We start from the raw sequence: 24,239 nt of genomic DNA on the forward strand, positions 1-24,239 counted from the left end.
CACGGCCGTTCATCGCCGTGCACCGAGGTCGCGGCGATCTGGGGAACCGGTCGCCACGAGACTCGCGCCGAGCGCTCGTCCAGCTACGCCGTCGGTCCTCGTCGGCCGGCGGCCGGGCGCGAAGGATGACGGGACTGGTAGGCGGCTCGGGTTCGGTGCCGCCCGGTTGCCGGCACCCTGTCGGGAAGAGATCGTGACACCGACGTCGGCTCATGGAGGGGTGGGAGGTAGCAGGTGCCGGTTCGCTTCGCGGAGGTCGCGGTGATCGTGCTGATCGGTGACGGTGTCGTCGGCGCGTTGTTCCCGGTCCGGCATGCCCGGCGCTGGCTGCGCGGACCGCGGTTCTGGCGGCGGGCGATGCGGCCCTTCGTCGAGCACCCGGAGGTGACGCGGGGCGCTGCGGTCGTGGAGGCCGTGGCCGGCGTGTGGTGGGCGGCCCGGTTGCCCGCACGTGCTCGGTGACCTGGCTCTGGGGCGTCGCCCTGGTGGTGGCCGCGTTCGCCGCGCACTGGGGAGCCGAGCAGCTCTCCGAGCCGCTGAAGGCGGTGCGGCAGCGGTATGGCATCGCGCCGGCGGCGGGCGGTGTCCTGGTGGCGCTGGCCAGCGCCAGTTCCGACGTGGCTGTCAACACCGTCAGCGCCGTCCGGGGTGTCGGCCAGATCGGGCTGGGCAATCTGCTCGGCTCGAACGTGGCCTCCATCCCCCTGGTGGTGACGGCGGCCTATCTGGCTACCCGGTCCAAGCGGCTCGGCGGGGAAGGAGGAGGCGAGGACGACGGCGGGGAAGGAGATGCCCACCGCCGCCATGTCGAGCAGGGGCTGATGCGGATCGAGCCGGGGTCGGTGACCGTCGTGGCGCTGCCCTACCTGGGGATGGTGGCGCTGTTCGCTGTGCTCACGGCCGTTCCGGCGTGGCGGGGGCTGCAGCCGATCGACGGGGTGATCCTGCTCGGCGCCTATCTGGTCTTCCTCGCCCAGGCGGTGCTGCGCGGACGGGGCGAGGGAGAGCAGGTGCAGTGGTCGACGAAGAAGACCTGGCTGGCGGTCGGCGGGCTGGCAGCCCTGGCAGTCGGCGCGGTGGTCATCGTCACCGCCACCCAGCGCATCGCCGGGGCCTTCGGCATTCCTCCGCTGGTGGCGGGCTTGTTCTTGACGGCGACGATGACGGCGCTGCCCGCGGCGTTCACCACCTGGGCGGTCACCCGCAGCGGGCAGGTGACCAGCGGGGTGAGCAGCCCGTTCGGGGACAACACCGTCGCGCTCACCCTCGGCGCTGTCCCTCTGGCGCTCGTCGGGCTGCCGGTGCAGGACTATCCAGTGTACCTGACCGTGCTGGCCTTCGTCGCCCTCATGCCGGCCGTGTATGCCGCGCTGGTGCACCGAGGACGGCAGGGCGAGCACGGCCTGGCCGGCACGCACGTCCTCGTCCTCCTGGCCGTTCTGATCGCCTACGGGGCGGCCACGACCGCCGCCCTATTGCTGGGAGGGGGGTGATCGTGGGCCAGCTCGGCGCTCGCGGTCGGTCGTGATGATCCTTCCGTTCCTCGCGGTGGCCGGCCTCGCGCTGGTGCACGTGTTCTCCCCGGTCCTCTCGGTCCTGGATCGGGTTCCGCGCAGCCGCTGGCTGTCCTTCGGGGGCGGGGTGGCGGTCACCCTCGTCTTCCTCGAGATCATCCCGGAGCTCGCCGAGTACCAGCAGACGCTGTCTCGGTCGCTCACCGACCTGCTGGGGTTTCTGGACCGCCACATCTACCTGCTCGCCCTGGTGGCCCTCACCGCCTTCTACGTCACCCAGCGGGTGGTGAAGGGCTCGCGCAGCCGCCACCGAGAGGCAACCGGACAAGACACCAGCGGGGAAGGCGCCTTCTGGCTGAAGCTGGGCGTGGTGGCCACCAAGAACGCCATCGTGGGTTACCTCTTGGTGCGCGAGGACCGGACGCCGGTGGCCCTGCTGCTGTTCTTCCTCGCCATCGGCATGGAGTTCACCATCAGCGACCGTGGCATGCACGAGGACCACAAGGAGAAATACGACCGGCTCGGACGGTGGGTGCTCGCGGCAGGAGTGGCGGCCGGTGCGGCGCTAGGTAGAGCCGTGGAGCTTCCCGAATTGACGTTGGCGGTGCTGAGTGCCGTCCTGGCCGGGTTCATCATCCTCAACGTGTTCAGCGAAGAACTGCCCGACGAACGGGACAGCAGCGTCGGCGCGTTCACCTCCGGACTGGTCGTCTACTCGGCGCTCCAGCTGGCCCTGTGAACGATCCGCGGGCGGAGGAGTCCTGGGATCCCGGGTCGACGCTGACGCGGCTGAGGATGGGCAGCTAAGGGTCGCCACGGCCCGTCACTCGCCGAAGTAGACCGAGATGAGGCCGAACAGGGCGAAACCGGCGGTGAGGAAAATCGGCCCCAACTGCGACGTGTCGCTGTCGTGCGCCTCACTGATCATTTCTTCCACGACCACCGCGGTCAGGGCCCCACCGGTGACGGCCAGCACGGACAGCGTCACGAGCTCCGGAGCGTCACGGAGAGCGAGAAAGCCGAGCGCGGCTCCCCGCAGAATGGTTACGGCAAACCCGGCGGCCAACAGGACTCGGCGCTTGCGGCTGTTTCCGGCGCTGCGCAGCGTGGCCACCGCGGCGAAGCCCTCCGGGATGTCCGCCGGCACCTGCCCGAGGGCCAGCAGGAGCCCGAGCGCTGAATTTGAGGACGGTCCCGGTCCCGGAGATGCCGCCGCGAGAGAACCGCTTCTGCATCACCCCGATACCCCCGATCGAGTCCCGGGGGGTGAATTCCACCGACGACGAACGCTGCAATCGTGATCCACTTGGGGATCTACGTCGAGGACCTCAGGGACCAGGTCCACGGAGACGACGCCGAAGATCACTTCCCGAGCAGCCCGCCACCGAAATCCCCGATGACCGCAGCATGGCCGCTACCGCTAGGACCTGCAGAACTCGTTCACCGCCGTCTCCCATGATCGCTGGAACGGCCTCTGCGCTCTCGTCTCCGCACTCCGAGGGTGAGATTCCGCTCCACATCATTGCTGTCAGGCGACGGCTGCCCGGTTTCTCCGGTGCAGTAGGCGAAAGGCGAGCCCGGCGATGAGAGCCGATGTGACAGTGAGCAGAACCGGGAGGTCGCCGGTTCGGGCGTAGGGGGTGAGGCCGGTGCGGAGAGGAACCGTGGCTGTGAGGAGCTCTGGTGTGCCGAGTGCGCCCTGCTCGGCGATGCTGCCGTCTGGCAGGACAATCGCGGTGTAGCCGGTCGGCGCGGCCTGCAGGACTGCGCGATCCAGCTCCCGGGCCCGCATCCGGGCGGCCGCCACCTCGGTGGCCGGCACCTCCTCGGTGGTGTAGGAGGCGGCGTTGGTCGGTACCAGCAGGACCTGGCCGCCCGCCCTGACCGCGGCGCGGGCCCGGTCGGAGAAGAAGACCTCGTAGGAGATGACCACGCCCAAAGGTCCCGCGGGCGTCTCGAGCAGCCCGGGTCCGCGGCCGGGGACGGCGTCCCGGGGGACCAGCGCGGTCATGTTCGACAGTTGCTCGAACAGGCCGCGGGCCGGGATGTACTCTCCGAACGGGACGCGATGCGCCTTCTCGTAGCGATCCACCAGGCGGCCGTCGGGTGCCCAGGCAACCGCGGCATTCCGGAAGCTCGTCTCACCGGACTCGGTGACTCCGGCGACGACGGTCGCGCCGGTACGCCGGGCCAGTGCTGCCATCCGGTCGGCTTCGCGGGTCTCGGCCACCGGTCCGGTCACCCCGATGCTGCTTTCCGGCCAGAGGACAAGGTCCAGGTCGGCCGGCAGGTCCTCGCTGACGTCGAACAGTCGCTCGGTCACCTCCTGCTCGTCGGCCTCGACCGCGGGGATCCCGCGCGGGCCGCCGCCCTGCGCCACGGCAGTCAGCAGCTGGCCGGCCGGTCCGCCGCTCGGCTGGGCGAGGGCGACGCCGGCCGCGCTGACTGCGGCCAGTGCCGCGACGAGCACCAGCGTGCGGATCCGCCGGTGGGCCACAACGAGCCCGGTCACTGCCGCTCCCGCACCGGTGGTCAGCCCGACGACGAGCAGGGAGCCCCCGAGGGGCGCGGCCGCGGCAAAGGGGCCGTCGAGCTGCCCCAGCGCCAGCCCCGGGAGAGGAAATCCTCCGAACGGGAACCGGGCGCGCACGGCCTCCAGCGCCACGAGCGCCGCCGGAACCGTCCACCAGCGTTCCCGCCCCGGATCGACCAGCAGCATCGCCGCGGCAAACAAGGCCACCTCGAGCACCAGGACGGCGGCGAAGCCGGCCGGGTGGAAGCCGGTGAGCCAGGACAGCGTCGGCGCGAAGAAACCCAGCCCGGCCACGGCGCCCAGGACCAGCCGATGCCGCCACCGCAGACCCAGCAGCGCCCCGGTGAGGAGGGCCGCACCGGCCGGCGCCAGGTACCACGCCGACCGCGGTGGCATGCTGCCCGCCAGCAGTACGCCGGCCGCCAGCCCGGCGACCAGGCGCTGCCAGCCGTGCAGCCACCGGTCGCGCACGCCGAGGGCCGTCGCCGGGGCCCGCTCGCGCCCGCTGGCTGCCGGGGCCAGTCGCTCCGTCCGAGTCACGGCGCGGTGGCCTCGGCCGCCAGCCGGGACACGAGCTCCTCGAGCCGGGCAGCAGACACCGGCCCGACCTGCCGGTCCACGACCCGCCCGTCGGCGTCAACCGCCAGGGTGACTGGCAGCCCGGGCGCGGCCAGCTCGGTCATCAGCGCCTTGTCCTGGTCCACCACGTGCGCGTAGGTGACCCCCAGGTCGCTCAGCAGCGAGACCGCGGCCGACCGCGTGTCCTGGGTGTTGACCCCCAGGAACCCGATCCGGTCGCCGTAGCGCTGGTAGGCGTCCTGCAGCAGCGGCATCTCTTCGCGGCAGGGAGCGCACCAGCTCGCCCACAGGTTGACCAGGACCGGTCGGTCGCCGAGGTCCTCCAGTGCCACCTCCTGGCTCCCCACCAGGCAGGGCAGTCGCAGTGCCGGTACACCCGCCGCGCCGCCGACCGTGGCGCCGTCGGCCGCGAAGGCCTCGCAGCCGGCCACGTCGGCGGGGACAGTGACCGGAGCCGCGTCCGCGTTCCCGTCAGAGGTCGGCGAGCCGGCCCCGCAGCCGCTCACCGCGAACGCGACGACGACCGCGGCCGCCCATCGGCGGACCCTGGACCGGCGGGGGAGCGCCGGGCTCCTCCGGCCGGCCGGGGCGGAGCCGGTGCGGACCGGCGGGCGAGGTGGCACGACTCAGCTTACGAAGCGGGGCCCGGAAGGATCCGCGGGCGACCGGGGCCACCTCGCGAGTCAGCTGTCGCGGCGTTGCGTCGGCCGGCCCTCACCGAGCAAACTGGTGGAGAGCGCCCGGAGTCGTTCGTGCACGTCGCCGCTTCCGCCGCGGGCGAGTCCCGCCAGCGACACCGTCGTCGATCGCTCGTCGCCGGAGCCAGGCGCCGGCGTGCCGGTGACTCGGGCGAAGACTCGTTCCCGGCGCACCAGCAGGGCCGCCAGGAGCCCGAGCAGCATGGTGATCGCGCTGACCAGAACCCAGACCTGCCCCGGATCGTACGAGACCTGCAGCGCCGCGAACTCCCGGAAGCCGTCGAACCGGACCACCGTGCCATCCTCGAACGTCGCACTCTCCCCGACGCTCAGATTGGCCTCGCCGATCCGATCCAACGCTCCCACGTCGATCTGCCGCCGGTCGAGGGTGAACACCGACTGCGGGGTGCCGCTGTCCAGCCCCAGGTAACCGCGGTAACCGATGATGGCCACCTGCGGGTTGAGCGGCCGCGCGTCCACCGAGGTGAGCACCCCGCCCTGGACCAGGCCGGTCGGGGCGAAGAAGCCCTCCAGGGCGAAGCCGTCACCGGAGCCGTCCCCGAGGTCGGGCAGTTTCACCACCCCCTCGCTGGCGAACGTCGCGCTGTCCCGGGGCAGGAACGGCGCTGAGATCTCCTCGAAGACCTGACCGTTCGGCAGCGTCACCGTGAACAGCGGAGTGAAGCCGTGCCCGGTCACGTACAGGCGATCGCCCTCGGAGCGGAAAGGGTCGTTGACCCCGATCGTCGTCTGCCTGGTGGCCGCCCCCGGATCCGCCTGCACTCCGATGTCGGCGGTGAACGAGGCCGGCGTGCCGTTGAGCTCGTACGTGGCGCGGAAGTCCTCCAGGTCGAAGCAGAGCGGCGTCAAGGTGTCCGGATCGACCAACGGCCCGGCGACGTACCGGTCGTACTGCTGGAAGGAATTGCAAAAGCCGTCGCCCTCGGTCACCAGGATGCTGCCCTCGTAGCCCCACAGCTTTCCGCCGGCCAGCGCGACCAGCAGAGCCAGCAGCGACAGGTGGAAGACCAGGTTGCCGGTCTCCTTCACCCGACCGCGCTCGGCCGAGATCTCCACGCCCGCTTTCGTGCTGCGCCGGGACACCAGAAACCGCGCCGATCGCAGGTCGGCCTCCACTCGCTCGGCCGCCACCTCCGCGGGCAGCGCGACCTCCTCGGTGGCGTGAACCGGGAGCCGGTGCAGATGGCGCGGCACGGGCGGCGGGTCGGCCCGCAGGGCCCGCGCGTGCTCGATGCAGCGCGGCACCAGGCACCCGATCAGCGAGACGAACAGCAGGAGGTAGATCGCCGAGAACCAGGGGCTGGAGAAGACGTCGAACATCCCCAGCCTGTCCAGGACAGGCGCCAGGTCGGGGTTCTCCCGGAAGAACCCGGCCACCGCGCTGGGGGTCAGCGACCGCTGCGGGAACAGCGAGCCGGGGACCGCCGCCAGGGCCAGCAGGAACAGCAGCACGACCGCCGTCCGCATGCTGGTCAACCACCGCCAGCGGCGCAGCAGCCACCGTCCGAGCCGGTGCAGCAGCGGACCTCGGGAGGGAGTGGATGGCGGCCGTGCCGGGCGGGGCTGCAGGTTGGTCATGGCATCCTCGCTGCGGCCTGGCTGCGAACAGGCGCCGTCGGACACGGCCGGATCCTCGAGTGCCTGCTCACTGCGGCCCCTCCACGGGAACAGTCCTTGCGCCGGCCCCCGGGTCGGTGGTGACCAGGAGCAAGCGGCGTGGTCGATCGGCGGCGGGTGCGTTCGCCGTCCCGACAGGCTACGAGGTGCCTTAGTAGGCGAGTGGTGTGGTCCTCGCGCTCCGGCCATGACTGCAGCCGTCGTCCGCGCACGGTGAGGGCCAGGCGTGTCATGTCGCAGGTTGGCGCGAGCCGGATCCCAGGTCGAACGTGCCAGCATCTACGATCCGGGCTAGGAGCCGGTCGTGGGAGCGTCATCAACCTGGGCGAGGTCGGCTCCGGTTCGCCAACGCGGTGAGGGGACGCCGCGCCACGGTTGCGCTCACCGTTCAACCTCTCCCGGTCAGAAGCCGACAGCCACCGCCTCCAGCAAGAAAGGGCCCTGTATGACTCCCGCTGCGTGGTCCTCGTTGTCGGACTCGCTGTTCAGCGCCACCATCGCCGTCTACTCGGTCGCGGTGCTGGTGTTCAGCGCCGATCTCGCCTTCGGGCGCCACGGCACTCCGCGTGCCGAACGGCGCCCCTCGACCGTCGCCCGCGTCGGCGCCCCGCCCCCCGGCGCCGAGCCCCGGAACGCCGAGGACCTGTCGCCGGTGCGGGAGCGCGTCGCATCGACCCGCCGATGGGGTCTCGCGGGCCTGGCCCTGACGATGCTGGGTGCAGTGCTGCACGCCGGGGTGCTCGTTGCCCGCAGCGCCGCCACGGGCCGGGTGCCCTGGGGCAACATGTACGAGTTCGGAACGGCGTCGGTACTCATCGGCGTCGTCGCGTACATCGTGGTAGCGACCCGAGTGCCCGGGGTGCGCCGCATCGGCGCTTTCGTCCTGGGCCTTGCCGTTTTCGGCCTCGTGCTGATCGGGCTCTACCTGTACGCCGCCGCCGGTCCACTGATCGCAGCGCTCCGGTCGGACTGGCTCGCGGTGCACGTCTCCGCGGCCATCATCTCCTTCGGGATCTTCATGGTCAGCGGTGTGGCCAGCGCCCTCTACCTCGTCAGGGTTCACCACGAACAGCGGATCCCGACGGACGCCCGGCCTTCGGCAGGTCTCGCCGTCCGGCTGCCCGCCGCGGCGGCACTGGACCGCGTCGCGCACCGCACGGCCGTCTTCGGCTTTCCGATCTGGACCTTCGCCGTCATCGCCGGGGCCATCTGGGCCGAGAGCGCCTGGGGCCGGTTCTGGGGCTGGGACCCCAAGGAGACCTGGGCCTTCATCTCCTGGGTGCTCTACGCCGTCTACCTGCATGCGCGCACCACTGCCGGGTGGCGCGGCAAGCCGGCGGCCTGGATCAACCTGTTGGCCTTCGCCAGCCTCGTCTTCAACCTCCTCTTCGTGAACCTCGTCTCGACGGGGCTGCACTCCTACGGCGGGGTGGACTGACACACCGCCGATCCGGTCGGGCTCGCGGTCCGATCCGATCGCGGTCGTCACGAGTGGCGGGCCGGATCCGTCCGGCGACGGGCTCGGAGCGCCCGTACGGCGCTCGACACGCCGGGTTCCCGTCCGCACGACCGGCTCGTTGTTCGCGACGAGCGCGGAGGAGGGCGCTGTCGCCCACGGCGCCTTGCAGGCGGCCCTGCTGACGGCCTCGGCGGGAACCCCCTGATCGACCCCACGGGCGTCAACACCGACGACTTCCTGGTGCGCCAGTTGCGGCCGCCAAGCGCCGCATAGCCGCACGCTGGGGCCGACTGAAGGCACCGGGCCTTCCCGAAGAGAAGCGCGTCGATTCGGCGGTGCACGGTGTGCGCCCGTGGGACGGCTCGACACCCTTGTCGACGACGCCTGAAAACTGACCCCCTCGCGACGGGCGGGTTCCACGGCTTGTCGCAACACTCCTGGTAGGCGAGGGGTGTGCGAGTGGGACGGCGGGGCCGCAAACGAAAACTCGATCTCGAGTCCGAGTACTGGAAGCTGCTGCAGTCAGGCGTCGGCACCGTCGCCGCCTGCAAGCTGCTGGGCATCGGCCGCAAGACCGGCTACCGGTGGCGAGCCGAGAACGGCGGACTACCGCCGGGCAGGTTGGCCGAGACGGCCCGCTCCGGCCGCTACCTGTCTCTTCTCGAACGCCAGCGCATCGCCACCCTGCGCGAGCGCGGGCTCGGCGTCCGCGAGATCGCCCGCCGCCTGGGGCGGTCGCCCTCGACGGTCAGCCGGGAACTGCGCCGGCACCAGCGTCCGCACGACCGCGGCATCTACGACGGCGACCTAGCGCACGCCCGCGCCCGCGAACGGCTCCGGCGACCGCGCCGGCCGGTGCTGGCCCGCGAACCGGAGCTGCGCCAGGTCGTGCAGGACCTTCTGGAGCAGGAGTGGAGTCCGGCGCAGATCGCGGCGCACCTGCGCGAGACCTACACGGACCGGCCTGCATGGCATCTGTGCCACGAGACGATCTACCAGGCTCTCTACCACGGCGGAAAAGGCGGTCTGAGCAGGGCGTTGACCACGAAGCTGCGGACGGGGCGGCCGCTGCGCAAGCGTCGGCGCACGCCGATGGCGCGGACGCCACGATTCATCGCACCGGCGCGGCTGATGCACGCCCGCCCGGCCGTGGTGGAGGAGCGCGCCCGGATCGGCGACTGCGAAGGCGACCTCATCGTCGGGCGGGCCAGTCGCTCGGCGATCGGCACCCTGGTCGACCGCCGGACCGGTTACCTGCGGCTGGTGCACCTGCCCGACGGACACAGCGCCGAGCGGCTGCAGGTCGCGATGTTGCCCGTGCTCGCCGGCCTGCCGCCGATGGCCCGCCAGACCCTCACCTGGGACCAGGGCTCGGAGATGGCCTGCCACCACCTACTGAAGGAGTACTTCGCCGACGGGATCTTCTTCGCACCCCCGGCCAGCCCCTGGCTGCGCGGCACCAACGAGAACACGAACGGACTGCTGCGGCAGTACTTCCCCAAGGGAACCGACCTGCGCCTACTCGATCGACGACCTGCAGGCGGTCGAGCACCGCCTCAACCGGCGGCCCCGAAAGCGACTGGCCTGGCGCAGCCCCACCCACCTGATGGAGGCCAAACTGGCCGGGTGAACTCGTCAGCGTTGCGACGGCCGCGCGAATCCGCCCGTCGCTAGAGGGTCAACTTTCGACCGTCGTTGACAACCCTGCCCCGGTTCCGGCGAAGCAGGCCCCGCTGTCCTCGCTAGGCGTCGGGAAGCACGCGTCGGATCACGGTCGGGTTTCCCACCGGCTGGATCTTGACGACCTCACCCGGTTGAGGTGCGGCGATCATCTTGCCGTCGCCCATGTAGATCCCTACGTGGTCGATGCCGGGCCGCGCCGGCGAATAGTCGAAGAACAAGAGATCCCCGGGGCGCGCCTCTGCCATCGAGGGGACCGCTCGTCCGGCCGTCGCCTGCTGCGAGGAGACCCGGGGGAGTTCTATGCCTTGGCTTCTGTAGACCGACTGGGTGAATCCGGAGCAGTCGAGACCTCTTGTCGGGTCGGTGCCGCCCCAGAGATAGGGCACTCCGAGATATTCGAGCGCCTTGGCGGTGACGGCGGACCCGGCGTCCGTTCCGCCGACCGGCGGCGTCGAACCACTCGCGCCGGCAGACGAGCTCACGGCGTTCGGGGACGGCGGTGCAGTATCCCGGATCAAGCCGGCGGCGGCCGCAGCGGACGCCCAGTCGGTCGAGGTGGCGCGAGGTCGGGTCACCAGCGGTGCAAGCTGCGCCTGAATCTCGGCGATGCGCGACTGCACCTGGGCAAGGCCGTCCATCAGCGGGAGGTTCGCCGCAGCCGGCCGGTGCCGGCGTTAGCGTCGCGGGAGGTGCAGCTGTCGCCGACAGAAGCTCGGCCCATCAGGCGGGGTCGCATCGAAGTCACGACTAGGGAAGTTAGTAACCGCCGATGAGGGTTGCCGGGGGGCTCGCCGCAGGGGGTGACGCGGACCTTCCTCCTGAGCCGCCGGGCTCCCTGCCGACCGACTAGCCACATCAGTCCGTCGCGGCGCGACCGAGCGGGGTCGTCGATGTGTCCCACGACCAAGATCACCAGCGATTGGAACCTCGATGAGGTCCGACACCCGGCGCGACCAGCCCATGGTCTCGACCCGGCGACTTGAGGTGACATAGGCAGCGTCCCGGCGGTCCGCCCGCCGTGCGGGCAGGCATTCCTTGCTATGCACAGAAGCGCCCGTGGTGAGAGGGGCGCCCCCTGCATAGCCCGCTGTCCGACAACCGGTTCCGGGCCCGCGGTCGCACGCGCGGGGCGGGTGCGCGCTGCTGGGGCGTATGTGACGCGCGTGATGCCACGGTGCACTGTGCCGAGCGCGCCGTGCCGTATTTCTCGACATCAGCTCCCTACCGTCCGTTGACGACGCGCACGGAACGCGGCCCTGCCCGGGCCCGGCGCAGTTCACGGAGGCCGCCGGTGCAGCTCTCGCGCACGACCACCCGACGCCCTCCGCGGGCGGTCCTCGCCGTCGGAGCGCTGGTGGTCGCCGGCGCCCTGCTGTCACCATCGTCGGCCTCCGCTGAACCAGGGACCGCCGCCGAGGCCATGGAGCAGGTGCGGCAGGCGGCTCAGCAGCTCACGGTGGTCGACGCGCAGATCGACGAGGCCGAGGTGATCGTCGCGAGGCATCAGGAGGCGGCGCGCGCTGCCGCCACCGAGGCCGCCGACGCCCGGCGCAAGCTCGACGCCTACGAACCGCAGCTGCGCGCCATCGCGCAGAGCGGCTACATCGCCGAGAACCAGTCGCGGGTGGCGGCCTTCCTCAGCAGCGACTCCGCCACCGAGCTGGTCCAGCAGATGGCGACGCTCGACGCGATCGCCGACCACACCAACGCGATCATCGCCGAGGTCGCTCTCGTCCGGGACGCGGCCGAGCTGGCCGAGGCAGAGGCGGCCAGCGCCGCCGCGACCGCCGAGGCGGCGCTGGTTCAGCTGAAGGCGCAGCAGGCGGAGGTGCAGGCGCGGATCGGGCAGTACGAGTCCGACTTCGCCCGGCTCACCACGGAGGAGCAGGCCGCGGTCACGACCGCGATCGCCGGTCCCACGCTGGCTGCGCCGACTGTCGCCGAGCTACCCGTCGTGCCGGGCAGCGCGAGTGCGACCGCCATCGAGACGGCCCTCGCCCAGGTCGGCGATCCCTACGTCTGGGGAGCGTCCGGACCGGACGGCTTCGACTGCTCCGGCCTGACCTCCTATGCATATGCGGCTGCGGGGGTGTCTCTGCCGCGCGCCAGCCGGTCGCAGGCGACCGTTGGTCGGCAGGTCTCGCGCGCGGAACTGCAGCCGGGTGACCTGGTGTTCTTCTACGACCCGATCAGTCATGTCGGTCTCTACATCGGCAACGGCCAGATGGTGCACGCCCGGACGTTCGGGCAGCCTGTCGCCGTCACGACCGTCGATCAGGCCGGGTACCGGTTCGGGCGCCGCCTCGGCTGACATCGAGGACGTGCGGCGAGCGCGGCAGTTGCCGGTGCTGCCCCTTCGGTGACTGGCGTGGGTCCTGGGTGGGGTCTGTCGGCTTCACGCGGCGGGGCTCGCTGCACTCGCCAACGGTGACGGTGTGAGCTCAGAAAGCTGTCGTGCAGGCCTTGATCAGAAGCCAGCGTGGCGAGTCCCGAGGCAGTGGCAGGCGCGGGAAGGACGACGGCCAGCGCCGCGACCAAGGTCGTGGGGGAACCGTCCAGTGCAGAACGAAAGCAGCCCGGCGGCAGCAGCGGCACCGACTCGTCCCAGTCGTCCACCGGCGCCACCTTGTGGCGTCGAAGACGGCGGGCCGCCCGAGTCGCCTGACGAGGTAGCAGGAGATGCGAACCCGCGGCCGGTCGACCTTCACGGCGGGGTCCCAGCGTCGTCGCGACCTCTGCCTGTCAGGCCCACCGACCTGCCCGGCCGGCCCATGTCACCGATCTACACTATGGGTCTTAGTAGGGCTGCCGGCCCGACTCCCGCTCCGCACCCACGCCCAAGGAGACCTGTGGCCACCGACCGCACCACCGACAACGATCGGGAGGCCCGAGCCGGGTTGACCCGCGCCACGGCGGCCAAGGCGGGATCGCGGCCGACTGCGCGTTCGAGCGGCGCGGGTGGCCGGCGGACCCGGCCGCCGACGCAGGTCGTCACGCAGTCCCGGCCGTGGGGGCTCATCGCCGCCGCGCTCGCGGTGGTGGTCTTCGCCGTCGCCGTCATCGGTTACGCGGTCGTCGCGGTGAATCGGGCGGACGCCGACAAGGTCACCTCGGCGGAGCAGATCACCGGGCTTCAGTCCTACGACTACCCCAACGGCCAGGGGCACGTGGCGACCCCGGTCGAGTACCCGGAGTCGCCACCGGTGGGAGGCGAGCACGACGGCGAGTGGGCCGACTGCACCGGCACGGTGTACTCGGTGGACATCCGCAACGAGAACGCCGTCCACTCTCTCGAGCACGGCGCGGTGTGGATCACCTACGACCCCGAGCGGGTGAGCGAGGACGACGTCGCCACGCTGAGCGAGCTCGTCGACGGCACGTCCGGGCGGATGCTGTCCCCCCGCCCTGGGTTGGCTGCCCCGATCAGCCTGCAGTCATGGAACAACCAGCTGACCGTGGAGGCGGCCACCGACCGGCGGCTCCAGCAGGCCGCCGACTTCCTCACCTTCAATCCGGACAGCACTCCCGAGGTCGGTGCGACCTGCGAGAACCCCGGATTCATCAGCAGTCCCCTCGTGGCCGGCGATGCCAGCCGCGCCGGCTGAGCGGGGCGCCGTGACCAGCCACTGCACCGACGCTTTCCGGAGCCGAACGTGACGGTTGACGGCCAGCCGCCGGCAACGCCATCGGTGCGACCCGCGGGATCACGCTGGTTGACCGTCGGCCTGCTGACGATCATCGCGCTGGGGCTCCTGGTGATGGGCGGGGGACTGGCCGTCGCGCTAGGCATCGGACGGGACGACCCGCCGTCGACCGACTCCGTGGACGCCGGCTTCGCCCGCGACATGTCCGCGCACCACCTGCAGGGCGTGGAGATGGCCAACCTCGCCGCCGACCGCAGCCAGGACCCGGCGATCAGGCAGCTCGCCTTCGACATCTCCTCCACCCAGACCAACCAGGTCGGCCGGATGCAGGGCTGGCTGAGCCTCTGGGGACTCAGCGTCTCCGGTGGTCAGTCCATGGGCTGGATGGACGGCGCATCCGGCCACGACATGTCGTCGATGGGAACAAACCCCGGAGACGCCGACGGACTGATGCCCGGCATGGCGACCGAAGCCGAGATCGCCGAGCTGCGCGGGCTGAGCGGGTCGGCGTTCGACGTCGAGTTCCTCCGGCTCATGATCCGCCACCATCAAGGCGCCAAGGAGATGGCCGAGTACGCGGCCGCCAACGCCGCGCAGCCCGAGCTCGCGACCCTGGCCCGGACCATGGCCGAGACCCAGGCCGCAGAGGTCGAGACGATGACCGGCATGCTCGCCGCACGGGGCGGCGCCCCGCTGCCGGCGCCGTGACCTCCGCCGTGGACGGCGGCGCCGGGTGGTGGGGGCCGCGTCCGCGGTGACGGCCGGAAGGGCGTCAGGCAAGGACGCCGGTGAACCACAGCCCCCAGGTCAGCACACCCACGCCGAGCAGTGCATTGGTGGCACGGCCGCGCCAGGTGCGCGGCAGAAGAGCGGTGAGGGCGGCGAGGGTGAGCAGCTCGGCCGCGACCGTCGCCGTGCCCAGCGCCCCCGGACCGTGCCCGGCATCCACTGGTTCTCCGGCCATGGCGACGGGACCGTCGGAGCGAACCACCCCGGTGGAGAGGTCGACCCCGGTTGCAGGGTCGACCCCCGAGAACCCGGGCGCGGTTCCGCCGTGCCCCGAGGACGACGAGGAGTGCCCACCGGCGCCCGTCCCGTCGGTCACGGCGAAGGCGTCGAGCAGGTCGGTCGTGTAGGAGACCAGGTAGAGGCCCAGCAGCGCCACGGTTCCCAGCAGGCCGAGGATCACCAGACGATGGTCCGGCGGCGACCCGGCCCAGCTGCGCACCACCAGCCACGCCGCGAGGCCGAGCTGGGCAGCGGCGGTCAGCAGGAAGAAGCCGACCGCGAGCTCGCCGGCCGGCACGTGGTCGACCGCCGCGGCGATGTGCAGGGCGCCGGCCATGGCGAGGCCGAGGGCCGCAGCAGACAGCCAGCGTCGTAGGGTGCGGCCAGGGCGGGTCCTGTAGTTCCGAGCGGCGGGCTCCTCGGTCAGCGTGGTCATCTTGGGCCTCCTCGCTGCCCCGCAAGCAGTGACAACCTGGAGCCTTGCCGAGTCCTCTCCCAGCTACCAGTCGCATCCAGGGGAGGAGGCGTCCCCGAAATGAGGGGGTTCGAGGGCGACTATCGGTCATTCGCCATCAGCGGTGCTCCGTCGGAGCGAGGCGATGGTCATCCATCGAGTCCCGGGTCAGCAGCCGCTGATGCTGATGCCGCGGGCCCGGAGCCACGGCACCGGGTCCACGGCCCCGCTGTACATGGCGCCGTTCGGGTGCACCTCGAAGTGCAGGTGCGGGCCGGTCGACTGGCCGCGGTTGCCGACCTCGGCGATCTGCTGACCGGCGACCACGCGTTCCCCGGCGTTGACGAAGTAGCGGTTGATGTGTCCGTAGACGGTCACCGCGCCGTCGTCTCCGAGGATGTAGACGGCCAGCCCGAATCCGGTCGCGGTGCCGGCGCGCTTGACCACGCCGGAGGTGGCCGCGTAGATGGGTGTGCCGATGGGGGCGGCGATGTCCAACCCGTAGGTCATCGTCCCCCACCGCGGGCCGAAGCAGCTGCTGACCCGTCCGGACGTGGGCTTGACGTAGTTCGACGATCCGGTAGCGACAGCACCGTCCCGGGAGGAGCCGGCGGAGCCGGTGCCGGCGGCCACGGCGCGGGCCGCAGCGGCCTCGGCGGCCGCCTCTTGCGCAGCCCGGGAGGCCGCCGCGGCGGCGGCGGCCTCCTCGGCAGCCTTCTGCTCCTGCCACTGCTGGTAGGCGTCGCGCGCCCCTTGAAGCTCAAGGACGCGGATCTGGGCGGCCTGCAGCTGCTGCTCGTAGCCGGTCTTCTCGGCGGTGACCTGGGTGTAGGCGGCCTGCTGGGCGGCCACCTGGGCATCGGAGGCGGCCTTGGCCGCCTCGGCCTCGGCCTCCGCGGCGGCCATGGCGTCCCGGGCGGCGCGGGCCGCGGAGTCGGCGTTGGCCTGCTCCACCCGGGCGATCTCGAGCTGGTCGAGGACGTCGACCTGGGTGTCCCCGACGTAGTCCAGCAGCGCCGCCCGCCGGATGAGCTCACCGGGGCCGGCGGAGTCCAGCAGCGCCGCGGTGGTGGTCAAGGTGCTCCCGGTCATGTAGCTGTCCCGGGCGAACGTCCCGAGGCGGGCCACGGCCGCATCGATGGCGTCCGACGCTGCCTGCAACTGAGCGGCGGTCTGCTCGGCGGTCGCCTGAGCTTGTTGGAAGGCCTCCTCGGCGGCGAGGTAGGCCGCGGTGGCCGCCTCGGCCTGCACAGTGACGCGCTCCAGTTCGGACTGGGCGGCGGCCACCAGTGCAGCGATCCGGCCGACTTCGGCGGCGGCGGCGGCCTGCGCGGACTGCGCGGCGCCGATCTGCGTGTCGCTCGGGTTCGGCGGCGGTGGCGGGACTGCCACGGCCGGAGCGGTGCTACCGAGCAGGATCGCACCGCTCAGGGCGCCGACGAACGCAGTCCGTATCCCACCGGCACGCCGAGACGTCGGACGCGCAGATCCGGGGCGCGGTGCGCCCCAAAGGTGGCGTGCGCTTCGCGGTGTGGTGGACCGGCGTGAGCCCGGACGGCTCGACAGCATGTCGCTCCCTGGGGAAGAGGGTGTGGCGTGGAAAAGCTGACGCAGCGTCCCAGCGTGACCCTCAGTAACAAAGGCAACACGCGGAACGGCTGACACGCTCAGATGGATGCTTCGGCCTTCTGCGCCTGTCGCTTCCGTTGTCGTCGGATCGCGAGACAACCTTGAGTGCCCGCAGGAATCGCCCCGTCGGACCGCACACCTCCCGGCCCGTCGGGTCGGCGGCTCCGGCGGGCACTGTGCGGCCCAGGAAGCGCGATCCGGACGACAGTTGTCCGGCCGATGCGTCCGGCGATCTTCGCGCCGCCCCTGGGTGAGGCAGAACCGTGGGCCGCAGTGGCCCCGGGACGGGCAGGGGCCCTGGACCGGACCGATCGGCGGTCCGAGTCCGACGGTGCGGGCAGGCTGCGCCGCTGCCGCCGCGGCGAGGGGATCCGGCCCTCACACTCCAGGCAGTACTAGTTTCGTTAGTTGGAGCCGGTTGCTGGTGGACCGGCCCGCCGCGGCTGGGCCATCGCTCCACGCTCGAGACATCGCCGTGCCGCGTCACAGTCGTGCCGTCCGCCCTGAACGAGATCCGAGGAATCGACGACGATGATCCGAGCTCCCTTGATGCCCAATTGGCTGGGGTCGCTAGCCGGCAGCCCGGCGTTGTGCTCACGGCTGCGGTGGCCAGGTGCGGCGGCCGGGATCGTCGCTGCCGCTGCGTACGTTCCAGTGATCCCCGCACAGTGGAACGAGGCGATCTACCGGGGTGTCGTCTCCGTGTTCTGCGTGGCCGGTCTGCTGTTGCTGGGTCTGCTACTGCTGGTCCGTGACGCGTCGTCCGTCTACGTAGCCGCCTCCCTCCATAGCCGAGTGACCGTGCTGGCCCTCGTCTTCACGCGCTTGGTGTCCCCGCTGCGGTCGGTCGAGAACGGCGGCAGCTGGCTGGACCTGCTCGACGTGGTGTCCTTGCTTTCGGCCTCCGCTATGGCGGTCCTCTGCGGGTTGGTGATCGCCACGCATCGCCGAAGCAACCGAGCAGTTCCCGAAGCGACACGGCCGACGGCGTCGAAGCGTCGGTGAACGATGCCCCGGAGCCCGAGCAGCAGGCGACGACCGGTCGGATTCCTCGGCGAACCGTCGCGGGACTGCGCCATCGCCCGGGCCAGGGTGGTGTTGGCGCCTGCATCCGGTCAGGGGTGCCGCCGGGCACGAAGGCACCGGCCAGAATGCCACGACGACGTCCAGGGACGCGTGGAGGAGGCGGCTGCGGCGCCCCGACCACGGCCGCAGTTGCCCGAGAAGTGACCGCCGGCCCGAGGAGTACCTTCCGGCTGGTCATCCTTCCGCGAACCTTGCCATCTGGTGCGCCAGGCTCTGTTCGCCCTGATGGAGGTTACCCCCCGGAGTGGACGCTCCAGCCGCAGCGGAGGCACTGCCGGGAGTGCTGGGGGTCGAGCCGACATTCGGCTTGATCTCCCCACCCCCGTGGCCGACCACCTACTAAGTCAGTTCGGACAGGGGCCGCGTGCGGGCCGTCGATCGCCTGAGGTGACCGACAACGCAACGTCGGCGCCACGGTGGACGCAATCGAGGTCTCGAGAACGTCGAACTCAGCAAGCAGGGGTCAATACATGGGCAAGCCCGCGAAGCAGGCCGCGGAAGGCGCAGACGAGACTGCCGCTGGGCAAGGAAGGACCAAACTGCTGCGCGTAGCTGTCGTGGCGCTGGTCGCTGCTGGCGGCGCTGCCTGGTTCTTTCTGTTCTCCGGAAGAACCGCAGAGGCTGAAGCCCCCGTGCCGGGGGAAGTGTTCACCCTTGAGCCGGTGGCGGTGAACCTGGCCGGTGGTGGCTACCTCAAAATCGGCGTCGCGCTCCAGTTCACCGAGGACGCCGTGGCGGAGGGCGAGGAGCCGGACGGGACCAAGGCCACCGACCTGATCATCTCGCAGTTCTCCCAGGCCCAGCCGGTCGACGTCGCCGGCGCCCGGGAGGCACTCAGGGAAGCGTTGCAGCAGAGGATCATCGAGGCCTACGACGGTGCGGTCATGGGCATCTACTACACCGAATTCGTCACCCAGTAGACCGGTGGCGGCGCCCGCGCCTCTCTCGGGTAAGGCCGCCGCCGACTCCCGATTAGCTCCCCACCCTCTCCGACATCCTGTCCTCCGACACGGTCGTGATCTACGCCATCGCGGCACTGGCCGACGCGGCGACCTCCCCCTGATACGGGCGGCGGCCGACGGTTGGGAGCCCGGCGGTGGTCGAAACCGGCTCCGGCGCCGAGCCGCTCAGCGAGCCGTCCCTGTGGGCTGGTAGGCGTGGCTACGACCCCCCGTGGGGCACTCTCGCCCATGCCGGGGTCCTCATCTCCCACAGCATGGCGATCGGTCGGGTGCCCTTGCCACCCTCGTCTTCACGCTGTGCCCGCGCGTGCCGCGTGGACCGGGGCTCTTCCTCTTCGGCCCCGTGGTGCTCGACCCGGTCCTGATCGGGCTCTACCTCTTTACCGAGCCGGGCCGCTGATCGCCGCGTTGCGCTGCGATGGCTGGTGTCAACGACGGCCCAAAGTTGACCCCCTAGCGACGGCTGAAAATTGACCCCCTCGTGGTCATGCGTCTTCGGTGGCGGCCGCGGAGCGGCCGAGGTCTCGGTCTTTGAGCCGGTAGCTGTCGCCCTTGAGCGAGATGACCTCGGCGTGGTGGACCAGGCGGTCGATCATCGCGGCGGCGACGACCTCGTCGCCGAAGACCTCGCCCCAGCGGCCGAAGGGCTTATTGGAGGTGACGATCAACGAGGCCCGCTCGTAACGGCTGGAGACCAGCTGGAAGAACAGGTTGGCCGCCTCCGGTTCGAAGGGCACGTAGCCGACCTCGTCGACGACCAGCAGCGGGTAGCGGCCGAGCCGGCGCAGTTCGTCGTGCAGCCGGCCGGCGTGATGAGCCTCGGCGAGCCGGGTGACCCACTCGGTGGCGGTGGCGAATAGCACCCGGTGGCCGGCCTGGCAGGCGCGGATCGCCAGTCCGGTGGCCAGGTGGGTCTTGCCGGTCCCGGGCGGGCCAAGGAGCAGCACGTTCTCCTTGGCGGTGACGAAGTCCAGGGTGCCCAGGTGCGCGACCAGGTCCCGCTTGAGGCCGCGGGCGTGGTCGAAGTCGAACTCCTCCAGGCTCTTGCGGGCCGGGAACCGGGCCGCGCGGATCCGTCCCTCACCGCCGTGGGACTCCCGCGCGGAGACCTCCCGCTGCAGGCAGGCGATGAGGAACTCCTCGTGCGACCAGGACTGCTCACGGGCGCGCTCGGCCAGCCGCGGCACCGCCTCCCGCAGCGTGGGCGCCTTCAGGGCGCGGGTCAGGAACGCCATCTCCGCGCCGAGATCCCGGCTCATGCCACGCCTCCCGCGGCGGCGTCTTCGGTGAGGCCGAGGGCGGCGTCGTAGTCGCTCAGCGGTCGGATTTCCACCTCGCCGGCGGGCGGGGCCGGACGGAGCAGCCCGACCCGGGCCGCGCGCAACGCCTTGGCCGCGGTGACGTGCTCATCGGCGGAGATGGTCTGGTGGCGGGCCCAGGCTCGTTCGTGGTCGGCCACGACCCGGCCCTCGCAGAGCACCCGCACCCGGTGCAGGTCGGCGAGCACCTCAACCCGCCGGCCGATCACGGTCGGATGGACGGAGTAGTCGTTGCCGTCCATCCGCACGTAGTGGTCCCGGGCCAGCCGCGTGCTGCTGCGCCAGCCCGTCGTCGGAGCGACCGGCGGCAGGGTGAGCATCCGCTCCCGGTCGGCGGCGATCCGGTCGGTCGGCGCGCACCCCAACGCCCGCCGGGTGCGGGTGTTCACCAGCCCCAGCCAGGCGGACATCTGCGCGTTGAAGTCGACCGGCCCGGTGAACGACCGGCCGGGCAGAAAGGATCGCTCCAGGTAGTCGTGGAGCCGCTCGACCAGGCCCTTGGCCTCCGGATCGGCCGGCCGGCAGATCAGCACTCTCGTGGCCAGGGTGCCGCGGAAGCCCTGGCACTCCGCGGTGAGCTCGCTGCGCCCGGCGCGCCAGCGGCCGACCGCACCCTCACCGTCCCAGACCAGCACCCGCGGCACCGCCCCGAGCCCGGCGAGCAGCTGCCACCAGCCGGCGAACAAGTCCTCCGCGTTCCGGGACGGAATGAGCACCGCGGCTGCCCAGCGGGAGTAGCCGCAGACCATTGTGAGCACCGGCAGCTGCTTGGCGGTGCGGCTCTGACCGTGCCCGACCGGCAGCGTGATCGGCGGGAACCACAGATCGAACTGCGCGATCTCGCCGGCCACGTACTGGGTGCGCGACGCCGGATCGGGCGGCAGGTAGACCGGCCGCAGCTCGGCCACCCGCTTCTTCAGCACGGTCATCGACCTGCTCCAGCCGATCCGTTCGGCGATCACCGTGGCCGGCATCGTCGGAAACGCCTGCAGCAGCTCCCGGATCCGCGGCTCGACCTCATCGACGATCGACGGCTGACCGGCCCGCTCGTACTTCGGCGGCCCGTCGGCCCGCAGCGCCGTTCGCACCGTGTTCCGCGAGACGCCCAGCAGTCGCGCGATCTGCTTGATCGGCAGCCCCTCGGCCCGATGCAGCCGACGGATCTCCGCCCAGTCCTCCACTGCCAGCACCTCGTCCCTCCCCGGCTCGGCTCGAGCCAGGGTCTCGGGAGGGGGTCAACTTTCGACCGTCGCGAGGGGGTCAGTTTTCAGGCGTCGTCGACAGCTGGCCGTGCGCTGGTGCTCGTGCCCCTCGTCTCAACGGGGCTGCACTTCCTGCGGCGACGTGTCGTGACCGGTCGCGTCCACCGTGCCGTCGGGATGTGGCGGCGACCGGTCCTTTGGTGGCGTCGGCCGACTTAGAGCGAGCGCTTCCCGTCGCCGTTGTCATCCCCGCCGTAGACACCGTCGCGGTCCTCACCTCGATGTACTGCAGCTGAGGTGATGCCGGCGCTCGTCTGGAGAAGGCGCCGGAGCCTGCCTGTCTTCCGCGCTTCAGCGCCCTCCTCGGCGGTCCGGCCAGCGCAACGAGCGGCCGAAAGCGCTTAGGCGCGCAGGTGTGGGACGAGTCGTTACCCGACCGTGACAACTAAGCAGCTTCGTATTACCGTTCCGTCCGGTCCGACCGGGCCGTGCTCCTCACTCCGAGGACCTCGGACGGACTCCGCCGAACCAGCCGCGCCGACCGGCCGGATGGACCGGGAACCCACCGATCCCTCGGGGTGAATCCTGGCCGCGCGCCTGCGTGCCCGCCAGGTAGGGCGCCTTCCAGCCCGAACCCGTCAGCTAACCCGGTAGGCGGTCAGAAGAACGGAGAGCCGCCGTCTTGGCGACACTGCACAACAGCGCCTGCCGCACCCTGCTTGGTTCTGGCTCGGCGCACGCCCGGCTCCACCGCGGCCCGGCCCGTCGACTGCGCCGCCTTCTGGTCCCCGCCGTGGCGGTCGCGGTGGTGCTCGTCGGCGTGGGGTCGCCGTCCGCGCTCGCGGCGGCCATCGCCGCCGGCCAGGGCCGGCCCGCCGGTGACGGACTCACTGCCGAGATCGAGCGGATCAACCAGCGCCTGGCGACCGCCGACGAGCAGTTGCAGCGAGCGACCATCGAGGCCGAGGCCACCGCGGAGGCATCCCGTGCCGCGCAGGCCGATCTCACGGCGGCCCAGTCGGCCGCGGCGGCGGCCACCGCCGAGCTGGAGGCCGCGCAGGCGGCCGCCGCGCAGGCCCAGGACGACGTCGCCGCGCTCGGGCGGGAGGCGTTCATGGGATCCGCCCCCCTCGGCGATGCTGGCGTGTTGCTCGATGCGGCCGGTCCGGAGGAGGTGCTGCAGCGCGCCGCCACCATGGACCTGCTCGGCGAGGACCGTGCCGCGCGCCTGGAGGCGTCCGAGGCCGTTCGGCAGCGGCAGGAGGAACTCGACCGCGCGGCGCGGGCCGCGGTCGCCGAGCGCGACGCGGCCGCGCGCGCCGCGGCTGATGCCGACGCGGCAGCCGGCACCCAGCTGGCGGCATCGCAGCAGGCCTACGACGCGGCAGCCGCCGAGAAGGCCGTCCTGGAGCAGCGGCTCAAGGATGCCGAGACCCGGCTGCTCGCCGCCCGGGGCGCCACCGATCCGAGCGCCGCCTTCGAACAGCAGCAGCGCAGCCGGCTCGCCCAGGCGAGCGCCGGCGCGGGTGCGCTCGTGGACGGCCGGGTCACCTCCTGCTATGGCACCCGCTGGGGCACGAACCACAACGGCATCGACATCGCCGCCTCTATCGGCACGCCCATCTTCGCTCCCGACGGCGGTGTGGTCCTGCAGGCCGGCCCCGCCAACGGGTTCGGTCTGGCCGTCTACATCCAGCACCCCGACGGCACGATCACCGTGTACGGCCACATCAACCAGTACTTCGTCACCGCCGGCCAGATCGTGACCGCCGGCCAGCAGATCGCCGAGGTGGGCAATCGGGGCCAGTCCACCGGCCCGCACCTGCACATCGAGACGCACACCGGCGGGCTGTACCAGAACCGGGTCAACCCCGCTCCGTGGCTGGGCGCGCGCGGAATCAGCCTCGGCTGCTGACCCGAACAGGCCGTGAGGTTGCTGAATTTCGAGCAGGTGCGGGAACTCCAGGGCCGTCGGCGACGACTAATGAGCTGTGACTGACTTCTTCTCCTTTCGCTTCAGCCGACGGGCCGCGACCGTGGCGGTGTGCACGCTCGGTCTCCTCTTCGCGGGCGTGGCCCCGGCTAATGCCCACGTCGAAGCCGCCGCCGAGGGTGCACAGGCCGGCACCGGGCCGGTGACGGTTTCCTTCCTCGCGGAGGCCGAGTCGACCACCGCCGGGATCGTCGGGGTGAAGGCGCAGCTGCCCGCGGGAATTCCACCGGCGTCCGTCTCGCTGGCCTCCGGCCCGCCCGGCTGGGTCCTGACGGCCACCCCCGACGGCTACGAGGTGAGCGGCCCGGACATCGGACCGGGGGTCGATCTGAAGTACGGCATCACCATCGCGATGCTGCCGCGGGATACGACGGAGCTGCCGTTCAAGACCCTGCTGCGCTACTCCGACGGCCGTGAGGACGCCTGGATCGAGCTGCCCACCGACGCCAATCCCGACCCCGAGCAGCCGGCACCGGCCATCACCGTCGCTCCGGCGCCTCCTGCTCCGACGACGACGGCGCCGAGCTCTCCGGCCGCCACTGCGACAGCTGCCAGCCCGTCGGCCGGGGCGGACACGCCCTCGGCCGCCCCGCAGGAGGCGGCGGCTGCGACGGCCGAGGACTTCTCGGCCACCGGGTGGATCGTCGCCGGGGTGGTTGTCGTGGCTCTGGCGCTCGCCGGACTGCTGTGGTTCTGGCGACGACGCGCCTCGAGCCAGCGCGGATGACGAGCCGCTGAGGGATCGGTAGCGTGGCGCAGCGTTGAACTTCGCGGATCTTGTGAGGTGATGGCGGCAACTTGATTGAGGAGTAGCCGCTGTGTCGATCACTACCCTGGC

The 24,239-nt window shown here is 71.5% G+C and carries 21 protein-coding genes and 1 riboswitch; of the genes, 12 read left to right on the top strand and 9 right to left on the bottom strand.

The genetic code is table 11. The annotated features are described in order from the left end of the window. The first annotated feature begins 234 nt into the window (after window positions 1-234). The 3 genes from E9529_RS12055 to E9529_RS12065 are packed head-to-tail and all read left to right on the top strand — an operon-like array spanning window position 235 to window position 2,253. Window positions 235-462, top strand: a complete 228-nt coding sequence (locus tag E9529_RS12055; RefSeq protein ID WP_236831388.1) for a hypothetical protein — start codon at window positions 235-237, stop codon at window positions 460-462. Beyond that, window positions 459-1,493 carry a sodium:calcium antiporter gene (locus tag E9529_RS12060; RefSeq protein WP_236831389.1) on the top strand — a complete coding sequence of 345 codons (1,035 nt, stop codon included), beginning with the start codon at window positions 459-461 and terminating at the stop codon, window positions 1,491-1,493. Before E9529_RS12055 ends, E9529_RS12060 begins: the two co-directional genes overlap by 4 nt. 34 nt (window positions 1,494-1,527) lie before the next feature. Then, entirely contained in the window at window positions 1,528-2,253 is a 726-nt protein-coding gene (locus E9529_RS12065) for a hypothetical protein (RefSeq protein WP_236831390.1), read from the top strand. Between the two features lie 84 nt (window positions 2,254-2,337). On the opposite strand, the gene E9529_RS12070 is transcribed toward E9529_RS12065, so the two are convergent. The 4 genes from E9529_RS12070 to E9529_RS12085 all read right to left on the bottom strand — a co-directional run bounded on the left by E9529_RS12070 (window position 2,338) and on the right by E9529_RS12085 (window position 6,923). Further along, window positions 2,338-2,661, bottom strand: coding sequence for a ZIP family metal transporter (locus tag E9529_RS12070; RefSeq protein ID WP_236831391.1), 324 nt, complete (start codon window positions 2,659-2,661; stop codon window positions 2,338-2,340). Between the two features lie 381 nt (window positions 2,662-3,042). Next, on the bottom strand, window positions 3,043-4,587 hold the full coding sequence (gene lnt, locus E9529_RS12075; RefSeq protein WP_236831392.1) for an apolipoprotein N-acyltransferase: 1,545 nt from the start codon (window positions 4,585-4,587) through the stop codon (window positions 3,043-3,045). Further along, on the bottom strand, window positions 4,584-5,057 hold the full coding sequence (locus E9529_RS12080) for a TlpA disulfide reductase family protein (protein ID WP_236831393.1): 474 nt from the start codon (window positions 5,055-5,057) through the stop codon (window positions 4,584-4,586). The genes lnt and E9529_RS12080 overlap by 4 nt, the downstream gene beginning before the upstream one ends. A 252-nt stretch (window positions 5,058-5,309) precedes the next feature. After that, a complete protein-coding gene (locus E9529_RS12085; protein ID WP_236831407.1) occupies window positions 5,310-6,923 on the bottom strand; it encodes a cytochrome c biogenesis protein ResB in 1,614 nt (537 codons plus the stop codon). A 556-nt stretch (window positions 6,924-7,479) separates the two neighbouring features. Between E9529_RS12085 and ccsB the strand changes: the two genes are divergently transcribed. Together ccsB and E9529_RS12095 are read left to right on the top strand one after the other, a co-directional pair. Beyond that, window positions 7,480-8,400, top strand: a complete 921-nt coding sequence (ccsB, locus tag E9529_RS12090) for a c-type cytochrome biogenesis protein CcsB (protein ID WP_236831394.1) — start codon at window positions 7,480-7,482, stop codon at window positions 8,398-8,400. A 480-nt stretch (window positions 8,401-8,880) separates the two neighbouring features. Then, window positions 8,881-10,095 carry an IS30 family transposase gene (locus E9529_RS12095; RefSeq protein ID WP_236831395.1) on the top strand — a complete coding sequence of 405 codons (1,215 nt, stop codon included), beginning with the start codon at window positions 8,881-8,883 and terminating at the stop codon, window positions 10,093-10,095. 68 nt (window positions 10,096-10,163) lie between these two features. Here the strand turns inward: E9529_RS12095 and E9529_RS12100 are convergent, their stop codons facing one another. Further along, window positions 10,164-10,742, bottom strand: coding sequence for a C40 family peptidase (locus tag E9529_RS12100; protein ID WP_236831396.1), 579 nt, complete (start codon window positions 10,740-10,742; stop codon window positions 10,164-10,166). A 653-nt stretch (window positions 10,743-11,395) separates the two neighbouring features. On the opposite strand from E9529_RS12100, the gene E9529_RS12105 reads away from it, so the two are divergent. The 3 genes from E9529_RS12105 (at window position 11,396) to E9529_RS12115 (ending at window position 14,456) form a co-directional block, all read left to right on the top strand. After that, window positions 11,396-12,415, top strand: coding sequence for a C40 family peptidase (locus tag E9529_RS12105; RefSeq protein ID WP_236831397.1), 1,020 nt, complete (start codon window positions 11,396-11,398; stop codon window positions 12,413-12,415). A 538-nt stretch (window positions 12,416-12,953) separates the two neighbouring features. Beyond that, the gene (locus E9529_RS12110; RefSeq protein ID WP_236831398.1) at window positions 12,954-13,709 is read left to right on the top strand and encodes a DUF3105 domain-containing protein; all 756 of its coding nucleotides are present in this window, start codon (window positions 12,954-12,956) and stop codon (window positions 13,707-13,709) included. A gap of 108 nt (window positions 13,710-13,817) precedes the next feature. Continuing rightward, a complete protein-coding gene (locus E9529_RS12115; protein ID WP_236831399.1) occupies window positions 13,818-14,456 on the top strand; it encodes a DUF305 domain-containing protein in 639 nt (212 codons plus the stop codon). 64 nt (window positions 14,457-14,520) lie between these two features. Here the strand turns inward: E9529_RS12115 and E9529_RS12120 are convergent, their stop codons facing one another. Then, the gene (locus E9529_RS12120) at window positions 14,521-15,192 is read right to left on the bottom strand and encodes a hypothetical protein (protein ID WP_236831400.1); all 672 of its coding nucleotides are present in this window, start codon (window positions 15,190-15,192) and stop codon (window positions 14,521-14,523) included. A 186-nt stretch (window positions 15,193-15,378) separates the two neighbouring features. Next, window positions 15,379-16,602, bottom strand: coding sequence for a M23 family metallopeptidase (locus tag E9529_RS22735; RefSeq protein WP_236831401.1), 1,224 nt, complete (start codon window positions 16,600-16,602; stop codon window positions 15,379-15,381). An 891-nt stretch (window positions 16,603-17,493) separates the two neighbouring features. On the opposite strand from E9529_RS22735, the gene E9529_RS12130 reads away from it, so the two are divergent. Further along, window positions 17,494-17,844, top strand: a complete 351-nt coding sequence (locus E9529_RS12130; protein WP_236831402.1) for a hypothetical protein — start codon at window positions 17,494-17,496, stop codon at window positions 17,842-17,844. 551 nt (window positions 17,845-18,395) lie between these two features. Next, window positions 18,396-18,845: a flagellar basal body-associated protein FliL gene (gene fliL / locus E9529_RS12135; protein WP_236831403.1), complete on the top strand. Its 450-nt coding sequence runs from the start codon at window positions 18,396-18,398 to the stop codon at window positions 18,843-18,845. Window positions 18,846-19,372: 527 nt separating this feature from the next. On the opposite strand, the gene istB is transcribed toward fliL, so the two are convergent. Together istB and istA are read right to left on the bottom strand one after the other, a co-directional pair. Continuing rightward, window positions 19,373-20,146: an IS21-like element helper ATPase IstB gene (gene istB, locus E9529_RS12140; RefSeq protein ID WP_236826435.1), complete on the bottom strand. Its 774-nt coding sequence runs from the start codon at window positions 20,144-20,146 to the stop codon at window positions 19,373-19,375. Further along, window positions 20,143-21,396 (bottom strand): IS21 family transposase, encoded by a 1,254-nt coding sequence (istA, locus tag E9529_RS12145; RefSeq protein WP_236826436.1) that lies wholly within the window; start codon window positions 21,394-21,396, stop codon window positions 20,143-20,145. The genes istB and istA overlap by 4 nt, the downstream gene beginning before the upstream one ends. Window positions 21,397-21,933: 537 nt before the next feature. Then, window positions 21,934-22,082, top strand: a riboswitch (cyclic di-AMP (ydaO/yuaA leader). 8 nt (window positions 22,083-22,090) lie between these two features. On the opposite strand from istA, the gene E9529_RS12150 reads away from it, so the two are divergent. Together E9529_RS12150 and E9529_RS22740 are read left to right on the top strand one after the other, a co-directional pair. Beyond that, window positions 22,091-23,323 carry a M23 family metallopeptidase gene (locus E9529_RS12150; RefSeq protein WP_236831404.1) on the top strand — a complete coding sequence of 411 codons (1,233 nt, stop codon included), beginning with the start codon at window positions 22,091-22,093 and terminating at the stop codon, window positions 23,321-23,323. A gap of 76 nt (window positions 23,324-23,399) precedes the next feature. Then, complete coding sequence (locus E9529_RS22740) at window positions 23,400-24,128, top strand: DUF1775 domain-containing protein (RefSeq protein WP_236831405.1); 729 nt, start codon at window positions 23,400-23,402, stop codon at window positions 24,126-24,128. The last annotated feature ends 111 nt before the right edge of the window (window positions 24,129-24,239 follow it).

The organism is Blastococcus sp. KM273128, from assembly GCF_021698975.1.
Taxonomy (GTDB): Bacteria; Actinomycetota; Actinomycetes; order Mycobacteriales; family Geodermatophilaceae; genus Blastococcus.